The following is an 18,111-nucleotide window of genomic DNA, read 5'->3' on the forward strand; positions in this document are numbered from 1 at the left end:
GCGACGGCCTCACAAATGGTAGACATCAATGACCTGACGAACATAGTCGTTCTTCAGGATCACTTTCTTGGCCTTGATCAGCGGGTTGTCACCGCGCATGTCCAGGGTGTAGAAACTGCTGCCGAAGTAGCTGTCGACGGTCTTGTAGCGAAAGCTCAGGGTGTGCCAGTTGAAGCGCACCTTGCAGATGCCGTCGGCCTGTTCCAGCAGTTCGATGTTGCTCAGGTTATGCGAGGTGCGGGTGTCCGGCACGCTGGCGCTGGAGCGTTCGGTCTTGATGCGGAACACGCGGTCTTCAAGGCCGGTGCGATTGCCGTACCAGATCAGCGAGATTTCCCGCTGCGGGTCCTCGGTCAGCTCGTCGTTGTCGTCCCAGGACGGCATCCAGAAGGTCGCGTCCGGCGCGTACAGTTCCAGCCATTCATCCCACTGGCGATCGTCGAGGTAGCGCGCTTCGCGGTAGAGGAAATCGCGCACGGATTCGTAGGTAATGGTCATCACACTGTCTCCACGTCGATCAGCTTCGCCTGCTCGGCGGCCAGCGCCTTGAGCATGGTCTGCTGCCAGTACTTGTGCTGCAGCACGAACAGACCTTCGTCTTCGGTGCGCACGCCGCTGAGCAACGGCTGCAGGTCGATTTCCCTGGCTGCCTCATCGGCGCCTTCGACCCAGTGCTCGGCACCACGGGACATGTCGTTCCAGGCGGTGACGCTGCCCTGGTAACCGGTCTGGCAGGAACGAAACTCTTCGAGATCGTCCGGCGTCGCCATACCGCTGACGTTGAAGAAGTCCTCGTACTGGCGAATGCGGCTGGAGCGCGCGTGATCGCTTTCGCCTTTAGGCGCGATGCAGTAGATGGTGATTTCCGTGCGGTTGACCGAGATCGGCCGGGCAATGCGGATCTGCGAGCTGAACTGGTCCATCAGGTACACGTTGGGGTACAGGCACAGGTTGCGCGAGTTCTCGATCATCCAGTCGGCGCGAGCCTTGCCGAAGTCCTGGGCGAGCTCGTCGCGGCGCTCGTACAGTGGGCGGTCTTCCGGGTTGGCCCAGCGGGTCCAGAGCAGCATGTGCCCCTTGTCGAAGGAATAGAAACCACCGCCCTGCTTGGCCCAGCTGCCGGCGCTCATGGTCGGGTTGGTATCGCCGGCCTCGCGCTGCTTGCGCTGGTTCTGGGTGGCCGCATAGTTCCAGTGCACGGAGCTGACGTGGTAACCGTCGGCACCGTTTTCCGCGGTGAGTTTCCAGTTGCCTTCGTAGATGTAGCTGGAGGAACCGCGCAGCACTTCCAGGCCATCGGCGGATTGATCGACGATCATGTCGATGATCTTGGCCGATTCGCCAAGGTGTTCCACCAGCGGGACTACGTCGGCCTTGAGACTGCCAAACAGGAAGCCGCGATAGGATTCGAAACGGGCGACACGGGTCAGGTCGTGGGAGCCTTCGCAGTTGAAGCTCGCCGGGTAACCGGCCGCCGCCGGGTCTTTGACCTTGAGCAGCTTGCCGGAATTGTTGAAGGTCCAGCCGTGGAACGGGCAGGTATAGGAGCTCTTGTTGCCGGATTTGTGCCGGCACAGCATCGCGCCGCGGTGACTGCAGGCGTTGATGAAGGCGTTGAGTTCACCGTCCTTGTTGCGCGCGATGAAGATCGACTGGCGCCCCATGGTGGTGGTGTAGAAATCGTTTTTGTTGGGGATCTGGCTTTCGTGGGCGAGGTACAGCCAGTTGCCTTCGAAGATGTGTTCCATCTCGAGGTCGAACAGCCGCGGGTCGGTGAACATCTCGCGTTTGCAGCGATAGATGCCCTGCTCTGGATCGTCTTCAAGCAGGGATTGCAGGTATTCGGGTCGCAGGGTCATGGCCGCCGCCTCCATTGTTTTTATTTCAGGCAGGGCCATGCTAGGACAGGGGGACGGGACGGACTATCCGCAGGGTGCAGACCTGTATCCGTTTAGTGCAGCTCTGTGGGGCCGCTGCGTAGGAGCTGCGTAGGAGCTGTCGAGTGCAACGAGGCTGCGATCTTTTGATCTTGAAAAGCAAAGTCAAAAGATCGCAGCCTCGTTGCACTCGACAGCTCCTACAGAGGTATTGGTGGTGTTTGCGGGTTCAATGCCGGCGCTTGAGGGTGTCCGAGGGCAGTTCGCCGAATTGTTTGCGGTAGCTGTCGGAGAACCGTCCCAGGTGCAGGAAGCCGTAATCCATCGCCACTTCGGTGACGTTGCGCACGATGCAGGTCGGGTCACTGAGGCAAGCGTTGACTCGTTCCAGGCGCTTCTGGCGGATGTAGTTTTTCGGCGTGGTGCAGGCGTTGCGTTCAAACAGGCCATATAACGAACGCAGGCTCATGCTGGCCTGGCGCGCGAGTTCCTCGCTGTCGATGTCGTGCTTGAGGTTGCGGGCGATGAAATCGGCAATCGCTTCGAACGTCGCAGCCTGCGAACCGAGTTCCAGGCGGCTGACGTTGGTCTTCATCAGGCTGAGCATCTTGCTGACGATGATCTGCGTGTAGTGCTCCTGCACCCGGGGAATCTGCTCGGTGGCCTCGGCCTCCTGGCAAATCATCGCCAGCAGATTGACGAAACCTTCCAGTTCATTGAGCTGGTAGCGGTTTTCCAGAAACCGTACGCCCTGCCCCGGATAACGCCAGCGCTGCTCGTCGCAGACCGACTCCAGCAACGAGGCAGGGACTTTGAGGATGAATTTTTCGCAATCGTCGGAATAGGTCAGATCCACCGGATCGTCGGGGTTGATCAGCAGCAATTCGCCGGGGGCGAAGTAATGCTCCTGGGCGTGACCACGCCACAGGCAATTGCCGCGCAATAACACTTGCAGGTGATAGATGGTTTCCAGCGCGCCCGAGGTGACGCGAACGCTGCCGCCGTAGCTGATACGGCACAGGTCGAGGCTGGCGAATTTGCGATGATTGAGACTGGCCAGGGGTTGCCCGGCACGGGGCATCAGGATGCAATGGTTGCCAACATGCTGATTGACGTAGCCCGACACGGCGTAGGGGTCGGCCTGGTCGAATACCGTGCTGCGCTGACTCAACAGTTGCGCGTGCATCATCGGGTCACTCTCGTTGTTGTTATAGATGTTCTGGTCATTCTAGAGCAGTACCGGCACCGATGTACGAGTTGACCGACACGTGGGAGCGGGCAAATCTTGCAGGAGCCTTATGCATCGCCATCGCCGGCAAGCCTGGCTCCTGCAGATTTGTGGCGAGCCAAAATCCCGCGCACACCCGGGCCCCTGTGGGAGCCTGGCTTGCCAGCGATGGCGGCATCACATTCACCATCGCCATCGGGGGCAAGCCGGGCTCCTGCAGGTTGGATCAGTCTTCGAGTGCGCGAACCCGCTCCATGCGTTGCTGCTCTTGCGGCTGGGCCGAGGACTGCAGGGTGAAGTCGAAGACGATTTCAGCAAAGCGGCCGCTGACACCGTAGGCCGCAGCGCGGGCCTGGTCTTCGCTGAAGGTGATTTTGGCGATCAGCTCGTCACGGGTGGCGTAGGCGAAGTCATCGTGCAGGTACTCATCGCCGTCCAGGTTGATCTGGGTGGTGAGGTGGCGATGGTCTGCGGCCGAGATGAAGAAATGGATATGCGCCGGGCGCTGGCCGTGACGGCCCAGTTGGTCGAGCAGTTGCTGGGTCGGGCCATCCGGTGGGCAGCCGTAGCCGGACGGCACGATGCTGCGGAAGCGATAACGACCCTCGGCGTCGGTCACAATGCGCCGGCGCAGGTTGAATTCCGATTGGCTGCTGTCGAAGTAGGAGTAAGTCCCACCGGTATTGGCCTGCCAGACGTCTACCACCGCACCTGCCAGAGGTTCGCCAGCGGTATTGAGCACCTGGCCCTGCATGAACAGCGGCACGCCCGGATCAATGCCATCGTCGAGTCGAGCCTCGAAGTTGGACAAAGGGGCACCGGCCACGTACAGCGGGCCTTCGATGGTGCGCGGGGTGCCGCCAGCCTTGCCGGCCTGCTCGTCTTCGGCATCCATCAACAGATCCAGATAGTGTTCCAGCCCCAGGCCCGCGACCACCAGCCCGGCCTCCTGGCGCGAACCCAGCACGTTGAGGTAGTTGACGGCTTTCCAGAACTCTTCCGGCGTTACCGCCAGGTCTTCGATGATGTTCACCGAGTCACGCAGGATGCGGTAGATCAGCGCCTTGACCCGCGGGCTGCCAGCATCGTTGTGCAGGCCGCTGGCTTCTTCGAGAAATTGCTGGGCAGCAGCAGTGTGGGAAATCTTGACGTTCATGGTGGTTCCTCATCTTGTAATTATTAGCGTAGCGAACTGAACAGGCTGGGTTCAGCGGTCATCCTCGCGAATCGACGAAGGATGCCGGCACATCGCGGTGACTTCGATCGCCATGTACGGGTAGAGCGGCAATTGCATCAGCAGGTCGTGCAGTTCCTGGACACTGTCGACGTCGAACACGCTGTAGTTGGCATACAGCCCGGCAATGCGCCAAATGTGGCGCCACTTGCCCTGGTCTTGCAGGCGCTGGGAGAAGGCCTTTTCGTCAGCCTTGAGCCTGGTGGCCAACTCGGTATTCATGTCGACCGGCAGGTTCACGGTCATCTTTACGTGGAACAGCATGATGCACTCCTCAGACTTGATGAAGAACAGTGGAAGACTTGTCGCGGCGGAAAAACGCCAGGCGCTCTTCGTCCAGTTTCAGGCCCAGGCCCGGGGTGGTCGGTACATGCAACTCGAAATCGCGATACTCCAGCGGTTCGCTGAGGATGTCTTCAGTCAGCAGCAACGGGCCGAACAATTCGGTGTCCCAGGCCAGTTTGTTCAGGGTGATGAACGCCTGGGCCGAGGCCATGGTGCCGATGCCGCCTTCGAGCATGGTGCCGCCGTACAGCGCAATACCTGCCGCTTCGGCGATGGCCGCGGTCTTGAGCACTGCGCGCGGGCCGCCATTCTTGGCGATCTTCAGGGCGAAGATCGACGCGGCGCCCTCACGGGCCAGGTTGAAGGCGTCTTCCACACATTCGATGGATTCATCGGCCATGATCGGCGCCGGGCTCATGGCGTTCAGGCGCGCCATGCCGGCGCGGTTGTTGCGCGAGATCGGCTGTTCGATCAGGTCGATGCCGTTGGTGCCGAGAATTCGGCAGGCACGGATGGCCACCGCTTCGTCCCAGGCCTGGTTGACGTCCACCCTGACGCTGGCGCGATCACCCAGGGCTTTCTTGATGGCGATCACATGCGCCAGGTCGCGATTGACTTCACCGGCGCCGATTTTCAACTTGAAGATGCGATGGCGGCGCAGGTCGAGCATTTGCTCCGCTTCGGCGATGTCCTTGGCGGTATCGCCACTGGCCAGGGTCCAGGCCACCGGCAGCGCATTGCGCACCCGGCCACCGAGCAATTCGCTGACCGCCAGGCCCAGGCGCTTGCCCTGGGCGTCGAGCAAGGCGGTTTCGATACCTGACTTGGCGAAAGTGTTGCCACGGATGCTGCGCTCCAGGCGCAACATTGCAGCATTCACATTGGCGCTGTCCTGGCCCAGCAGCAGCGGTGCGAAGTGGCGGTCGATGTTGGTCTTGATGCTGTCCGGGCTCTCGTTGCCATACGCCAGGCCACCGATGGTGGTGGCTTCGCCGATGCCTTCGATGCCGTCGGCGCAACGCACGCGAATGATCACCAGCGTCTGGTTCTGCATGGTGTGCATGGCCAGCTTGTGCGGGCGAATGGTCGGCAGATCGACGATGATCGTCTCGATCGATTCAATGGCTGTTGCAAGCATTTCGATACCCGTCAGGTTCTTGGAGTTCTGGACCCGATTCTGGTACGGCTTTTTTCTGGAAGCCAATATAGAATTGGTCTGACTTGATACCTTAAAGGTATGCAGCCGATCAGCTTTTGGAGGTTCCATGGAACTGCGTCACCTGCGCTATTTTCAGGTGCTGGCGAAAACCCTCAACTTCACCCGCGCCGCCGAGCTGCTGCACATCGCGCAACCGCCCCTCAGCCGGCAGATTCAACAGCTGGAGGATGAGCTGGGCGTGATGTTGCTGGAGCGCGGCCGGCCGTTGAAGTTGACCGATGCCGGCCGGTTCTTCCATGAACATTCCAGTGCGCTTCTGGAACAGCTGGGCAAGGTGTGCGACAACACCCGGCGCATAGGCCAGGGGGAAAAGACCTGGCTGGGCATCGGTTTTGCGCCATCGACGCTTTATGGGGTGCTGCCGGAATTGATCCGGCGCTTGCGCAGCGGCGAGCCACTGGAGCTGGAACTTGGGCTGTCGGAATTGACCACGCTCCAGCAGGTCCATGCCCTCAAGGCTGGCAGGATCGATATCGGCTTTGGACGAATCCGCATCGACGACCCGGCCATTATCCAGACCGTGCTCACCGAAGACCGGCTGGTCGCCGCCCTCCCCGCCGGCCACCCACTGCTGGGCGCGCCGATCAGCCTGCGGGAGCTGGCCAGGGAACCGTTCGTACTGTACCCGGGCAATCCGCGGCCAAGTTATGCCGACCATGTGATCGCCCTGTTCGAGTCTTATGGTGTGAGCATCCAGGTGGCACAATGGACCAATGAGCTGCAGACCGCGATTGGCCTGGTCGGGGCTGGCATCGGCGTCACCCTGGTGCCGGCGTCTGTGCAGTTGTTGCACCGTGACGACATCGGGTTTACGGCACTGCTGGAGGACAACGCGACTTCACCGATCATCCTCAGCCGGCGGACCGGCGATGTGTCGCCGGGGTTGAAGCACTGCCTGCAGATGATCGATGAGTTGTTGCCGCGCGCGCTGGAATCCACTCAGGACACCTGACCTGCAGCCTGGGGCAGGAAGCGCGCTCAACCGGCGAACGCGCGGCGCCCGGCGTTCATTTCCGTGCGCAGTTCGGCAATGAGGTTGTTGATGTCGCGGATGGTGGCCAGGTCCGCTGTGGAGACATTGCGGACCAGCAGCACAACCTCGTGGGTATCGGGATCGAATACGGTGATTTCCAGCAATCCCAGGCTCTCCGTGCATTCACAGGACAGCGGCTCGAAACCGGATTCCACAATACTGGAAAGGACTGCAATGGGGACCATGGCTGACGACTCTGGCGGCAGTTAATGGAAAAGATCCCATTGACGATAGATGCACTTGGCCCATTGCGCGCACGCCAAATGTTATCCAGCTCTCACTTTGAGCGTTTTTCAGCGTGAATCCCCAGACCAGATCCAGTTCCACAGGCCCGGCAGTTGCACCGGCTGCGAACTGTCGCGCACGGCGCGCGCCAGAGCGGCCCGTTGCAGAGCAGCGGTGTCATCATAAAAAGGTTTTTGCGCAACCGTCACCCCTGTCTCCCGGGCGCTGTCGAGGAGAATCTGCAGATACTCGCGCGCATGCCTTGCGGTGTAGCGGTTGAGATCATGAAAGGTCACCACCACGGGAATCACCCCGTCCACCACCGGCAATTGACCTTGCGCGATACGCTCGCGAACTTCGGACATCGAACGCAGCATATGCGATCGCCGCCGCGGGCTGGCGTTAAACCCCCAGATCTTGCCGTCGTTGGCACTGAGGTCCGTCAGCAGCATGTGCAGGCCGTGCCGCTGATAGGCGGCGAAGGTGCGCTTGTCGTAACTCCAGAACGGCGGCCGCAGCAGGACAGGCGCCGCGCCGGTGATCGCGGCGATATCGGCGCTGCCATTGGCGAGCGATTGCTCCAGCGCCTGATCGTCCAGGGATCGATGGTTGCTGTGTCCGGGGGTGGCGGTGTGAAAGCCGATGACATGACCTTCAGCCTGTTCCCGACGCATGACCTCGCGCCCAATCTCACTGCCCCCGGCCCTGGAAGCCCGGGTCTGCACGAAAAACACCGCCTTGATGTGCGGTTGCAGCGGATTTTGCGCGAGGCTGTCGAGAACAGTCAGCGTCGGGTTCCAGAAACTTGAAGCACTGGGGCCGTCGTCGAAGGTCAGTAAAAAGCGGATGGGGGATTGCGCCGTTAAACGTTGTTCGGTTTGCGGGGTCATTGCTATAGGCGCAGCAATGCAGCCGACCAGCCCGGTGGCTAGAACCAGTGGAGCGAGGAGTTTGTACAGCTGTTTCATGGTTTGCCTTGGCCAGGCGATGCGGTGGATCAGTCTACATTGATGGTGAATGATAAGCCGCCATCGCGAGCAAGCTTTGCTCCCACAGGTATCACTATTCACAAGTGCACATTTCAAATGAGGTGCACGAACAAACAAGCGCAGCGCGCCTGCTTGACGCCTTGGTCGGCCCGAAGGCCGCCTCGGCTCGGTTTTTGATCGCGGACGCCCCGTTAACCACGCTGGCCGAACGCAGGCATTGCGCAGCGGGGAAACCGGCAAGGATGCCGGTTTAGCCGCGCTGGGCCAGGGATGGCCCATCGCGGCGACCCGCGGAGTAATGCCGGAGTGAGGGCACACCGAGCCTGAGCGAGGTGCCGAGTGGTGGGGCAGAAAGCGTTTGGTTACTTTGCGCTGTTCAAAGTGACCCGCCGTAAGGGCGGAACCCTAAGCAGCCGTTACCGCATCAATGGATATGTACACAAGCAAGATCAAAAGATCGCAGCCTCGTTTCTCTCGACAGCTTTTACAGAAGAACGGTGTAGCGCGCCGTAAGGGCGGAACCAGCTATTACTGCAGCAGCGGATATGTACCCGACCACCGGAGGACCAACCCATGTGCGGACGCCTGACCCAATACCGCGGCATCCACGATTTTGTCGCAGCACTGAGCATCCCCGACGCACTGATCAACCATATCGGCGATGAACCCCTGGCCCGCTACAACGCCGCCCCGACCACCCGTCTTGCCCTGCTCCACCTGGAAAACGACGGACTGCACGCCGACCTGGTGCGCTGGGGTTGGCGACCGCACTGGGCCAAAGACCGCGCACCACCCATCAACGCCCGAGTGGAAAAGGTCGCCCACGGCCCCTACTTCCGACCCATCTGGCCGCACCGGGCCATCGTACCGGTAGACAACTGGTTCGAATGGGTCGACAGCGGCGACGGTAGCAAACAACCCTGGTTGATCCGCCGCAAGGACCGGGCGCCGGTCTACTGCGCCGCCATTGGCCAGTTTCCCGCAGCCGCCGCCGAACCCACCCCCGAGGACGGCTTTGTCATCCTGACCGCCGACAGCGCCGGCGGCATGCTCGACATCCACGACCGCCGCCCCATCGTGTTATCGCCGGAACTGGCCGAGGAATGGCTCGACCCCTCCACACCCAGGGAACGCGCCGAACAGATGGCATTATTTGAAGGTGAAGCCAGCGAAGTGTTCGAGTGGTTCCGGGTCAGCAAGGCAGTCGGCAATGTGCGCAACCAGGGCCCCGAATTGATCGAACCGCTAGCCTGACAGGAACCGTTAAATCTGCAGGCCCTCGCAACGTTACACATAGTGTTTCACCCATGTAACAGTCCAATGAAATATGGCCATTTGCCGCGCCAACCGCCTGTCTGACAATTTAATTGTCATACATACATTCAGGGGCAGTGCCGCTAGCATGCGCGCCGCATTTCCACGGACGGAAAACCCAGAAACTCCAGCCTTGCAGAGAACCCAGTTGCGCGACGATTCCTACATCCAGCAAGTCAGCAGTGTCGAGTGTGTCCACCTCTCGACTACGGAACGTTATCAACTCGATTGTTTCATCGGGCAATACATCAAGACCCGAGACCTGGCCTCAGTGCCCAATATCGATACCACGCTGCGCGCAACCTTGCAGCTCTACCCGGGCAAGCCGCCGGTGATGGTCAATGAACTGAATGCCTGGATCGACAGGAAGTTGGGCTATCGGGCAACGCACCCCGATTTCTGCGAGCAGGAAGATGTCTGAGCGTCCCTCTGAATCGCGGCAGCGCCTGCACACAAGCTTGCAGGCGCCGCCGCGAGCGAAAGATACGCTTCAAGGTTTCAGCGGACGCTCCTGATCACGGTCCGAGAGTTCTCGACTGTCGTCATGTTTCCAGTCTTGGGTCGAACGCTTTTTCTGCTCTTCTATTTCCTCTTGCGTAGGCTCATCCGGGTCCGGCTGCTTGGGTTCATTCGCCATGTTCGCCTCTCTTCCTGAAGGGATCGTTAATCGGTTTAAGCGTAGAACAGGTTCACAGCCACCAACGCAGCACGAAGAACACCGCCATGCTCAACAGCATGCTGAGCAAGGTGCTGCGGGTGTACAGCACAAGCCCCACCGCCACCAATGAACTGAGCAAGTACGGGTTGTCCCATTGCAGGTTCAGTTGTTTGTCCGGCATGAACACGATTGGCCCGCAGATGGCGGTGAGCATGCCCGGCACGGCAAAGCCGAGAAACTGCCTGGCGTTACTGCTCAGGCGCACGGGCAGGCGCGGCTCCAGAAACACGTAGCGGTTGAGGAACACCAGCGCACCCATCCCGAATATCACCGCCCAGACCATCATGCTGTTTGCCTCAGATAAAGTTTGTTGCACATAAATCCCGCCGTCATACCTGCCAGCCCCGCCAGCACCAGCGCCGAGCCCCACTGCCAGTAACTGAACAGCACGGAACAAAACAGCGCCACCGCGACGCACACCACCGTGGGCACGTTACGCACCACCGGGGTGATCAGGGCAATGAAGGTTGCGGCAATCGAGAAGTCCAGGCCCAGGTGCTCCAGCCCCGGGATGCTGCTGCCGAGCACGATGCCGGCCAGGGTGAAAAGATTCCAGGCCACGTAGAACGTCAACCCGACGCCAAGGGCGTACCAGCGATTGAACTGCTGCTTGTCATGCTGGCTGGTCAGGGCGAACAGTTCGTCGGTCAGCAAAAAGCCCAGACCCACGCGCCAGCGTCCCGGCAGCGGTGAGATCACCGAGCGCAGGCTCATGCCGTAGAGCAGATGCTGGGAGGTCAGCAGCAGCGTGGTCAGCAGTATCGAGAAAATCCCGGCACCGCCCTTGAGCATGCCGATGGCCACCAGCTGTGCCGCGCCGGCAAACACGATGCTCGACAGGCCCTGGCCTTGCAGGGGCGTGAGGTTGGCTTCGATGGCCATGGAACCGGCCAGCAGGCCCCAGGGCGCAGTCGCCAGGGACAAGGGAAGAATCGCCACGGCGCCGCGCAGGAATGCGCTGCGGGGCATATGAGCGTTGGACATGACGTTCTGCGACCGGAAAAAAGACCTGCAACTTTGCCAGTACTTACCCGCGAAGGCATGCACAATTTCGAGTTATTTGCCGGCCATCGACCGGGTAACATGGTGCGGTCCATCCGGCACACCCAGGGAAGCCCACATGCTGTACCGAATCGCCGCCGACGGGCTGGTGCTGTTTCATCTGCTGTTCATTGTGTTCGTGCTGTTCGGCGGGCTGCTGGTGCTCAAATGGCGCCACCTGGCGGTGCTGCACCTGCCTGCGGTCGCGTGGGGTATCTCGGTGGAAGTCTTTCACCTGATGTGCCCGCTGACCGACTGGGAGAACCGCATGCGCGATGCCGCCGGCCAGAGCGGCTACGGCGGTGGTTTCGTCGAGCATTATATCTGGCCGGCGATCTATCCCGCCGGCCTCACCCCGGGCATCCAGGTGGGCCTGGGCGCCGTGGTGCTGGCGCTGAACCTGTGGGTCTACCTTCGGCTGGTCAGGCGTCTGCGACGAGATGGGCGCCGCTGAAGCTACTTGTCGATCACGCTCATGTTGCGCCCACTGGCCTTGGCCACGTACAGCGCCCTGTCAGCGGCACGCACCAGGTCGTCGGGCTGCTCATGCGCGGCCGGGTCCCAGGCGCAGACCCCGACGCTGACGGTGACCACCCCTTCGACGCCCTCGCTGTGTTCGATCGCCGCCAGCTGCACCGCCCGACGAATTTTTTCCGCCACCAGGAAGGCGCCCACATAGTCGGTGCCCGGCAGCACCACGGTGAACTCTTCGCCACCGTATCGGGCCGCCAGATCACCTGGGCGCTTGATGTGCGAGTTGATGATCGAGCTTATCTTGCGCAAGGATGCGTCGCCCGCCACGTGGCCGTACAGATCGTTGAAACGCTTGAAATGATCGACATCAATCAACAGCAGCGCGAGGTGAGTCTGGGTGCGCCGGGCGCGGCGCATCTCGGTCAGGATGAACAGATCGAACTGGCGTCGGTTGGACAGGCCGGTCAGGGCATCTTCCAGCGCGAGCAGCTCCAGGCCGCGATTGACCTCGAGCAGTTTTTCCTGGGCGTCGAGCCGCACACTCTGAATGCGATTCTGCTGCTGCATCAGCCGGATCAGCCGGTAACCGAGGGCACCCAGAAGCCCCAGGAACAGGGCCACGATGCCGGCACTCAGCAGCGATGCCTCGCGCCAGCTGGCTAACACTTCGTCCTGATTCAGCGCGGCGAATACAATCAGCGGGTACCCTTCGACCCGGCGAAAGCCCACCACCCGTTCCACGCCATCGACCACCGACCGGACCCTGGCCGTCCCGGCGTTCCCCAACGGCAGCAACTGGGTAAACAGCGGGCCATTGGCCACACTACTGCCGACTTCCGATTCCTTGAACGGACGGCGCACGACAATCGTGGCGTCATCGGCGATCAGGTTGATCACGCCGTTCTGGCCCATGTCGATGCTGTCATAGAGCGCGAGGAAATGGCTCAGGTGGATGGTCGCCAGCGCCACGCCGGCAAAACTGCCGTCCGGATGATTGACCCGGCGCGACACCGTCATGATCCATTCGCCACTGGAGCGGCTCTTGATCGACGGGCCGATGTGCGGTCCACGATCAGGATGATCGCGGTGGAAGATGAAGTATTCCCGGTCCGAGTTATTGGCGTTGGGCAGGCCGGCGCCGTTGGAGTTGGCGATCCACTGCCCGCTCTGGTCGTAGACAAACAGGCCGTGCAACTGGCTCAGCTCCCGGCGCTGCACCCCAAGCAGGCGTTGCATCCTGGGCAGGCGCGCCGATTCGATGCCTTCGTTTTCCAGACGCTCGACCAGCGTCAGCAGCAGCGTGTCAGCCTGCTTGATTGACGCCTGCGCCTGCCAGGCCAGGGCCTGCGCAAGGTTGGACATCGCCACTTCCTTGTCGCGCAGGTGGTACTGGCGCGAGTTCCAGACTTCCCAGCCGGCGACGGTGGCCATCGACACGCACACGGCGATCAGGAAAAACACCAGTGAGCGGATTTTCAGCCTGGACACCGCCTGGCTGCCGTTCAACAACATGGCCGGTTGGGTGTTATCGAGTCGATCGTTAATGGACAGCTGTCCCATGTCATTCCCTGACCTCTTATGGTGTCGGCGTCTGCTTGAGGGCGTCGATCCAGGCGGGATCCAGTCGTGTCTGCCCGGTTTCGATACCCAGCGCTTCCATTCGCGCCTTGTGCTGGTCAATCTCGCGGTTCAATTGCCCGTGGTCGCTGGAGTTGCCGTCCAGCTCATGCATCTGGGTCAGCCCCAGATGATAGAAGCGTAGCAACTTCATCGCGTGGGGATCATCGCGATCCACCGCCGCCGTCACCTGATGCATGACATTGGTAATGCTCATCAGGCTGCGCTTTAGCTGCCAGCCATACACGGCGGCCGCCATCCACGGCTGGCTCCAGAACAGCCCACGCATCAACGCGATCATCAGCAACACCGCCACGAACACCCCGCCGACGTTAAAGCGCATGTTGTCGCCGCCCGGCTCGCCGAATACGGCCACCGCCACGCTCGACAACAGCATCGCCAGCACCAGGAACACCAAGGCGATAATCACCGTGCTGCGCCGCGTCTGTTGTCGATAGGTCTGGGCGTTCATTGGCTGGATTTCAAACATTACGACAGGGTTCCTTGCATCAGGTCATAGATTGAGGGGCAAAAGACTGCGGGGCATTATCGCCTCATCGACAGATTTAGCTATGCTGGAGCTCCTTTTCATCTTTTCATCGTCAAAGGGCAACGTGGCGATACCGCGCAGTTCGTGCCATCTTCTTTCATGGATACACACTATTCGGATGCCATTTACCGGCCCTTCGTGTGAATGACATCGTTTTAAGGATCATTGAATGACCCAACGACATGTAATCAACGCCTCTGTCAGCCCTAAAGGCAGCCTGGAAACCCTTTCCCAACGTGAAGTCCAGCAACTGAGCGAAGCCGGTTCCGGCAGCACTTACACCCTTTTCCGCCAATGCGCCCTGGCCATCCTCAATACCGGCGCGCACGTTGATAACGCCAAGACCATTCTCGAAGCGTACAAGGATTTCGAAATCCGCATTCACCAGCAGGACCGTGGCGTGCGCCTCGAATTGCTGAACGCCCCCGCCAACGCGTTCGTCGACGGCGAAATGATCGCCAGCACCCGGGAAATGCTGTTCAGCGCCTTGCGCGACATCGTCTATACCGAAAACGAGCTGGACAGCCAACGCATCGACCTGAGCAATTCCCAGGGCATCAGCGACTACGTCTTCCACCTGCTGCGCAACGCCCGCACCCTGCGTCCCGGCATCGAACCGAAGATCGTGGTGTGCTGGGGTGGCCATTCGATCAACACCGAGGAATACAAGTACACCAAGGAAGTCGGCCATGAACTGGGGCTGCGCAGCCTGGACATCTGCACCGGCTGCGGCCCCGGCGTGATGAAAGGCCCGATGAAGGGTGCGACCATCGCCCACGCCAAGCAGCGCATCCACGGTGGCCGCTACCTGGGCCTGACCGAGCCGGGGATCATCGCCGCCGAAGCGCCAAACCCGATCGTCAACGAGCTGGTGATCCTGCCGGACATCGAAAAACGCCTGGAAGCCTTCGTGCGAGTGGGCCACGGCATCATCATTTTCCCGGGCGGCGCCGGCACGGCCGAAGAGTTCCTCTACCTGCTGGGCATCCTGATGCACCCGGACAACGAAGGCCTGCCCTTCCCGGTCATCCTCACCGGGCCCAAGCATGCAGCGCCTTACCTGGAGCAGCTGGACGCGTTCGTCGGCGCAACACTGGGCGATGCGGCGAAACAGCACTATGAGATCATCATCGACGACCCGGCCGAAGTCGCCAGGCAGATGACCCAGGGCCTCAAGGCGGTCAAGCAATTCCGCCGCGAGCGTAACGATGCGTTCCACTTCAACTGGCTGTTGAAGATCGACGAAAGCCTGCAACGCCCGTTCGATCCGACCCACGAAAACATGGCCAACCTGAACCTGAGCCGCGACCTGCCCGCCCACGAACTGGCCGCCAACCTGCGCCGGGCGTTTTCCGGCATCGTCGCCGGCAACGTCAAGGACAAGGGCATCCGCCTGATCGAGGAACACGGGCCGTACCAGATCCGTGGCGATGCCGCAGTCATGCAGCCGCTGGATCAACTGCTCAAGGCCTTCGTCGCCCAGCACCGGATGAAACTGCCGGGTGGCGCGGCGTATGTGCCGTGTTATCGAGTGGTGGCCTAGCACCAGCATCTGTGTACGCCGGACATCTCTGTGGGAGCCGGGCTTGCCCGCGATGGCGTCTGCGGATTCGACATTGATGTGACCGGGAGATTGCTATCGCGAGCAGGCTCGCTCCCACAGGGGATTGACGGTGTGCGCAGCATTTGTGTCCGGCGGACATCTCTGTGGGAGCGAGCCTGCTCGCGATGGCGGTGTACCTGATGCAGCGATGCTGGCCGCTGCCACAGGTTAGCGCTCGTTCAGCCGGTCATAATTTATCGGCATCAATCACTGCTTTGGCAAAGGCCTTCGGGTCTTCCTGGGGTAGGTTGTGGCCGATACCGCCCTTGATCAAGCGGAACTCATACTTGCCGGTGAAGCGTTTCGCATAGTCCTCGGGAGCTGGATGCGGCGCGCCGTTGGCGTCGCCTTCCAAGGCGATGGTCGGCACGCTGATGGTGGGCGCCTTGGCCAGCTGCTGTTCCAGGGCCTCGTAACGGCTTTCCCCTTGTACCAACCCCAGGCGCCAGCGGTAGTTGAAGACGGTGATCGCTACATGGTCGGGGTTGTCCAGGGCTGCAGCGCTGCGCTCGAACGTGGCATCGTCGAAGGCCCACTTCGGTGAGGCGAGTTCCCAGATCAACCTGGCGAAGTCATGACGATTTTTCTCATACCCGACCTGGCCGCGATCGGTCGCGAAATAGAACTGGTACCACCACTGCAACTCGGCCTTGGGCGGTAATGGGTTCTTGCCTGCCGCCTGGTTGCCGATCAGATAACCGCTGACCGCCACCAACGCTTCGACTCGCTCCGGCCAGAGCGCCGCAACGATGTCTGCCGAACGTGCGCCCCAATCATAGCCACCCAATACGGCCCGCTTGATCTGCAGCGCGTCCATGAAGTCGATGACATCACTGGCCAGTGCGGCAGGCTGGCCGTTGCGCAGCGTCTTGTCGGAGAGAAAGTGTGTATCGCCATACCCCCGCGCATAAGGCATGAGCACGCGATAACCCTGCGCGGCCAACAAAGGTGCCACCTCGGAGTAACTGTGAATATCATAAGGCCAGCCGTGCAGCAGAATGACCACGGGGCCCTCGGCCGGACCCACCTCGGCGTAAGCTACATTCAGCAGACCCGCCTGGACGTGCTTCAACGGGCCGAACACGGCAGATGGATCGACTTTGGTGCTGACCGTAGCCGCCGCGGTTGCGGTTGCGGTGGTGCTGGCCTGCACGTTGGCCGAAACCAGGAGGCCCAACTGCAGCAACACCGCAGCAAGGATCGAAGGCCCCACCAGGCGCCGGTGCTTAGCGGTTGTAATGGTCGACAAGGCGTTGTTCACGTCGGGTGACTCCTGCAGGTGGCGGATGAGCAGTCTGCTCTCGATGAAGCCTATTTGGCCGGCCCGAGGTATCCACGTTGTGTCGTAAAACCTGTGCTATCGCGACATAACGTGTCCCACCGTGCGACGGATACAGTCCGATACAAAACCCAGAGTTCAATAACAAGAGAATCGAGCGATGGAACACGTCAACCACATCCTGATTGTCGACGACGATCGGGAGATCCGCGAGCTGGTCGGTAATTACCTGAAGAAGAACGGCTTGCGCACCACAGTCGTGTCCGATGGACGGCAGATGCGCAGCTTTCTGGAGGCCAACCAGGTGGACCTGATCGTGCTGGACATCATGCTGCCCGGCGACGACGGCCTGCAGCTGTGTCGCGAACTGCGCTCGGGCAAGCACAAGGCGACGCCGATCCTGATGCTCACGGCGCGCAACGATGAAACCGACCGAATTCTCGGGCTGGAAATGGGCGCCGATGACTACCTGACCAAACCCTTCTCCGCCCGCGAACTGCTTGCCCGCATCAACGCCGTGCTACGGCGCACGCGGATGCTGCCGCCTAACCTGCTGGTCAGCGAAAGCGGCCGCTTGCTGGGCTTCGGTCGCTGGCGCCTGGACACCACCGCCCGTCATCTGCTGGACGAAGATGACACCATGGTCGCCCTGAGTGGTGCCGAATATCGGCTGTTGCGGGTGTTCCTCGACCATCCCCAGCGCGTGCTCAGCCGCGATCAATTGCTGAACCTGACCCAGGGTCGCGACGCCGACCTGTTCGACCGCTCCATCGACCTGCTGGTCAGCCGGTTGCGCCAACGCTTGATGGATGACTCGCGCGAGCCGACCTACATCAAGACCGTGCGCAGTGAAGGGTATGTATTTTCCTACCCGGTGCAGATGCTCGGCGCACAGGACTGAATCAGCACAGGCCGATCAACATCCTTGATAAAGACTATGCCCATGGGTGTTTTTTCATCGACGGGCTGCAGCTCTACAGTGGCCACATCTTCTTCCCACGCTCTGGAGCTGCTCATGAAAATCATCATTGGTCTTGGATTTGCCCTGTCGGTCCTGGGTGCCACTTCGGCCATCGCTGCCCCCCACGCAACCGCACAAGTGGTTAGCGCTGCACAGGTCAGCCAACCGGCTACCTTGAACGTCAATACGGTGGGCGTCGATCACAAGGACGATCAGGCAAGCAAACTGTATGTTGCGGAGAACCGGCCGGAGTTTGGTTCGAAATATCAGCGTTATTGATCCGCCCATTGCCCTTGTGGGAGCGAGCTTGCTCGCGATCACGGATCCTCATTCAGCGTTGCCGTGTGCTGACTGACGCTATCGTGAGCAAGCTTTGCTCCCACACTTTGAGCTGACCCCCAAAAGTTGGACACATATCCTGACTTTTGGGGTTTTTCCATGGGCAAGTATTCCGTGCAGTTCAA

At 60.7% G+C, this 18,111-nt stretch carries 21 protein-coding genes; 7 read left to right on the forward strand and 14 right to left on the reverse strand.

Features of this window, described 5'->3' with window-relative positions:
* Positions 1-9: 9 nt before the first annotated feature.
* From benB to AAEZ05_RS05305, 6 genes are all read right to left on the reverse strand, one after another.
* Positions 10-498 (reverse strand): benzoate 1,2-dioxygenase small subunit, encoded by a 489-nt coding sequence (gene benB, locus AAEZ05_RS05280; RefSeq protein WP_045062847.1) that lies wholly within the window; start codon positions 496-498, stop codon positions 10-12.
* Positions 498-1,859, reverse strand: coding sequence for a benzoate 1,2-dioxygenase large subunit (gene benA / locus AAEZ05_RS05285; RefSeq protein ID WP_045062848.1), 1,362 nt, complete (start codon positions 1,857-1,859; stop codon positions 498-500). Before benA ends, benB begins: the two co-directional genes overlap by 1 nt.
* A gap of 247 nt (positions 1,860-2,106) precedes the next feature.
* Positions 2,107-3,066, reverse strand: coding sequence for an AraC family transcriptional regulator (locus tag AAEZ05_RS05290; protein ID WP_272873859.1), 960 nt, complete (start codon positions 3,064-3,066; stop codon positions 2,107-2,109).
* Positions 3,067-3,331: 265 nt separating this feature from the next.
* Positions 3,332-4,261 carry a catechol 1,2-dioxygenase gene (gene catA, locus AAEZ05_RS05295; protein WP_205893336.1) on the reverse strand — a complete coding sequence of 310 codons (930 nt, stop codon included), beginning with the start codon at positions 4,259-4,261 and terminating at the stop codon, positions 3,332-3,334.
* Positions 4,262-4,312: 51 nt separating this feature from the next.
* Positions 4,313-4,603 carry a muconolactone Delta-isomerase gene (catC, locus tag AAEZ05_RS05300; protein ID WP_045062858.1) on the reverse strand — a complete coding sequence of 97 codons (291 nt, stop codon included), beginning with the start codon at positions 4,601-4,603 and terminating at the stop codon, positions 4,313-4,315.
* Positions 4,604-4,613: 10 nt separating this feature from the next.
* The gene (locus AAEZ05_RS05305; RefSeq protein ID WP_177328605.1) at positions 4,614-5,762 is read right to left on the reverse strand and encodes a muconate cycloisomerase family protein; all 1,149 of its coding nucleotides are present in this window, start codon (positions 5,760-5,762) and stop codon (positions 4,614-4,616) included.
* Between the two features lie 127 nt (positions 5,763-5,889).
* Between AAEZ05_RS05305 and AAEZ05_RS05310 the strand changes: the two genes are divergently transcribed.
* The gene (locus AAEZ05_RS05310) at positions 5,890-6,795 is read left to right on the forward strand and encodes a LysR family transcriptional regulator (protein ID WP_350646750.1); all 906 of its coding nucleotides are present in this window, start codon (positions 5,890-5,892) and stop codon (positions 6,793-6,795) included.
* A gap of 26 nt (positions 6,796-6,821) precedes the next feature.
* Here the strand turns inward: AAEZ05_RS05310 and AAEZ05_RS05315 are convergent, their stop codons facing one another.
* Positions 6,822-7,061 (reverse strand): DUF1652 domain-containing protein, encoded by a 240-nt coding sequence (locus AAEZ05_RS05315; RefSeq protein ID WP_045062862.1) that lies wholly within the window; start codon positions 7,059-7,061, stop codon positions 6,822-6,824.
* A 108-nt stretch (positions 7,062-7,169) separates the two neighbouring features.
* A complete protein-coding gene (locus AAEZ05_RS05320) occupies positions 7,170-8,069 on the reverse strand; it encodes a polysaccharide deacetylase family protein (RefSeq protein ID WP_350646751.1) in 900 nt (299 codons plus the stop codon).
* A 594-nt stretch (positions 8,070-8,663) separates the two neighbouring features.
* Between AAEZ05_RS05320 and AAEZ05_RS05325 the strand changes: the two genes are divergently transcribed.
* Together AAEZ05_RS05325 and AAEZ05_RS05330 are read left to right on the forward strand one after the other, a co-directional pair.
* The gene (locus AAEZ05_RS05325) at positions 8,664-9,344 is read left to right on the forward strand and encodes an SOS response-associated peptidase (RefSeq protein WP_350600123.1); all 681 of its coding nucleotides are present in this window, start codon (positions 8,664-8,666) and stop codon (positions 9,342-9,344) included.
* Positions 9,345-9,552: 208 nt separating this feature from the next.
* Positions 9,553-9,825: a hypothetical protein gene (locus AAEZ05_RS05330; protein WP_045060425.1), complete on the forward strand. Its 273-nt coding sequence runs from the start codon at positions 9,553-9,555 to the stop codon at positions 9,823-9,825.
* 69 nt (positions 9,826-9,894) lie between these two features.
* On the opposite strand, the gene AAEZ05_RS05335 is transcribed toward AAEZ05_RS05330, so the two are convergent.
* Genes AAEZ05_RS05335 through AAEZ05_RS05345 form a run of 3 tightly spaced genes read right to left on the reverse strand, consistent with a single transcriptional unit; the run spans position 9,895 to position 11,106 of the window.
* Positions 9,895-10,041 carry a hypothetical protein gene (locus AAEZ05_RS05335; RefSeq protein ID WP_177328566.1) on the reverse strand — a complete coding sequence of 49 codons (147 nt, stop codon included), beginning with the start codon at positions 10,039-10,041 and terminating at the stop codon, positions 9,895-9,897.
* A 52-nt stretch (positions 10,042-10,093) separates the two neighbouring features.
* A complete protein-coding gene (locus tag AAEZ05_RS05340) occupies positions 10,094-10,405 on the reverse strand; it encodes an AzlD domain-containing protein (protein ID WP_205893361.1) in 312 nt (103 codons plus the stop codon).
* Positions 10,405-11,106 carry an AzlC family ABC transporter permease gene (locus AAEZ05_RS05345; RefSeq protein ID WP_045060423.1) on the reverse strand — a complete coding sequence of 234 codons (702 nt, stop codon included), beginning with the start codon at positions 11,104-11,106 and terminating at the stop codon, positions 10,405-10,407. The genes AAEZ05_RS05340 and AAEZ05_RS05345 overlap by 1 nt, the downstream gene beginning before the upstream one ends.
* Positions 11,107-11,242: 136 nt before the next feature.
* Between AAEZ05_RS05345 and AAEZ05_RS05350 the strand changes: the two genes are divergently transcribed.
* Positions 11,243-11,617, forward strand: a complete 375-nt coding sequence (locus tag AAEZ05_RS05350; RefSeq protein WP_350646758.1) for a DUF2784 domain-containing protein — start codon at positions 11,243-11,245, stop codon at positions 11,615-11,617.
* A gap of 2 nt (positions 11,618-11,619) precedes the next feature.
* On the opposite strand, the gene AAEZ05_RS05355 is transcribed toward AAEZ05_RS05350, so the two are convergent.
* Together AAEZ05_RS05355 and AAEZ05_RS05360 are read right to left on the reverse strand one after the other, a co-directional pair.
* On the reverse strand, positions 11,620-13,197 hold the full coding sequence (locus AAEZ05_RS05355) for a GGDEF domain-containing protein (RefSeq protein WP_045060421.1): 1,578 nt from the start codon (positions 13,195-13,197) through the stop codon (positions 11,620-11,622).
* Positions 13,198-13,213: 16 nt separating this feature from the next.
* Positions 13,214-13,744, reverse strand: coding sequence for a DUF3087 domain-containing protein (locus AAEZ05_RS05360; RefSeq protein ID WP_350600125.1), 531 nt, complete (start codon positions 13,742-13,744; stop codon positions 13,214-13,216).
* Positions 13,745-13,973: 229 nt separating this feature from the next.
* On the opposite strand from AAEZ05_RS05360, the gene ppnN reads away from it, so the two are divergent.
* A complete protein-coding gene (ppnN, locus tag AAEZ05_RS05365) occupies positions 13,974-15,347 on the forward strand; it encodes a nucleotide 5'-monophosphate nucleosidase PpnN (RefSeq protein WP_045060419.1) in 1,374 nt (457 codons plus the stop codon).
* A gap of 247 nt (positions 15,348-15,594) precedes the next feature.
* Here the strand turns inward: ppnN and AAEZ05_RS05370 are convergent, their stop codons facing one another.
* Positions 15,595-16,668, reverse strand: a complete 1,074-nt coding sequence (locus tag AAEZ05_RS05370; RefSeq protein WP_350646752.1) for an alpha/beta fold hydrolase — start codon at positions 16,666-16,668, stop codon at positions 15,595-15,597.
* Positions 16,669-16,846: 178 nt separating this feature from the next.
* Between AAEZ05_RS05370 and AAEZ05_RS05375 the strand changes: the two genes are divergently transcribed.
* A complete protein-coding gene (locus tag AAEZ05_RS05375) occupies positions 16,847-17,587 on the forward strand; it encodes a response regulator (protein ID WP_045060417.1) in 741 nt (246 codons plus the stop codon).
* Positions 17,588-17,701: 114 nt separating this feature from the next.
* Positions 17,702-17,926, forward strand: coding sequence for a hypothetical protein (locus tag AAEZ05_RS05380; protein WP_045060416.1), 225 nt, complete (start codon positions 17,702-17,704; stop codon positions 17,924-17,926).
* Positions 17,927-18,111: the final 185 nt, after the last annotated feature.

Source organism: Pseudomonas sp. HY13-MNA-CIBAN-0226 (assembly GCF_040310305.1).
Lineage (GTDB): Bacteria > Pseudomonadota > Gammaproteobacteria > Pseudomonadales > Pseudomonadaceae > Aquipseudomonas > Aquipseudomonas gregormendelii.

Bases quoted from the DNA above. Each gene is read 5' to 3' on its own strand.
- AAEZ05_RS05310 (WP_350646750.1), top strand. From the start codon at position 5,890: ATGGAACTGCGTCACCTGCGCTATTTTCAGGTGCTGGCGAAAACCCTC.
- AAEZ05_RS05320 (WP_350646751.1), bottom strand. From the start codon at position 8,069: ATGAAACAGCTGTACAAACTCCTCGCTCCACTGGTTCTAGCCACCGGG.
- catC (WP_045062858.1), bottom strand. From the start codon at position 4,603: ATGCTGTTCCACGTAAAGATGACCGTGAACCTGCCGGTCGACATGAAT.
- AAEZ05_RS05380 (WP_045060416.1), top strand. From the start codon at position 17,702: ATGAAAATCATCATTGGTCTTGGATTTGCCCTGTCGGTCCTGGGTGCC.
- AAEZ05_RS05305 (WP_177328605.1), bottom strand. From the start codon at position 5,762: ATGCTTGCAACAGCCATTGAATCGATCGAGACGATCATCGTCGATCTG.
- catA (WP_205893336.1), bottom strand. From the start codon at position 4,261: ATGAACGTCAAGATTTCCCACACTGCTGCTGCCCAGCAATTTCTCGAA.
- AAEZ05_RS05355 (WP_045060421.1), bottom strand. From the start codon at position 13,197: ATGGGACAGCTGTCCATTAACGATCGACTCGATAACACCCAACCGGCC.
- AAEZ05_RS05325 (WP_350600123.1), top strand. From the start codon at position 8,664: ATGTGCGGACGCCTGACCCAATACCGCGGCATCCACGATTTTGTCGCA.
- ppnN (WP_045060419.1), top strand. From the start codon at position 13,974: ATGACCCAACGACATGTAATCAACGCCTCTGTCAGCCCTAAAGGCAGC.
- AAEZ05_RS05290 (WP_272873859.1), bottom strand. From the start codon at position 3,066: ATGATGCACGCGCAACTGTTGAGTCAGCGCAGCACGGTATTCGACCAG.
- benA (WP_045062848.1), bottom strand. From the start codon at position 1,859: ATGACCCTGCGACCCGAATACCTGCAATCCCTGCTTGAAGACGATCCA.
- AAEZ05_RS05375 (WP_045060417.1), top strand. From the start codon at position 16,847: ATGGAACACGTCAACCACATCCTGATTGTCGACGACGATCGGGAGATC.
- AAEZ05_RS05360 (WP_350600125.1), bottom strand. From the start codon at position 13,744: ATGTTTGAAATCCAGCCAATGAACGCCCAGACCTATCGACAACAGACG.
- AAEZ05_RS05335 (WP_177328566.1), bottom strand. From the start codon at position 10,041: ATGGCGAATGAACCCAAGCAGCCGGACCCGGATGAGCCTACGCAAGAG.
- AAEZ05_RS05315 (WP_045062862.1), bottom strand. From the start codon at position 7,061: ATGGTCCCCATTGCAGTCCTTTCCAGTATTGTGGAATCCGGTTTCGAG.
- AAEZ05_RS05345 (WP_045060423.1), bottom strand. From the start codon at position 11,106: ATGTCCAACGCTCATATGCCCCGCAGCGCATTCCTGCGCGGCGCCGTG.
- AAEZ05_RS05350 (WP_350646758.1), top strand. From the start codon at position 11,243: ATGCTGTACCGAATCGCCGCCGACGGGCTGGTGCTGTTTCATCTGCTG.
- AAEZ05_RS05340 (WP_205893361.1), bottom strand. From the start codon at position 10,405: ATGGTCTGGGCGGTGATATTCGGGATGGGTGCGCTGGTGTTCCTCAAC.
- benB (WP_045062847.1), bottom strand. From the start codon at position 498: ATGACCATTACCTACGAATCCGTGCGCGATTTCCTCTACCGCGAAGCG.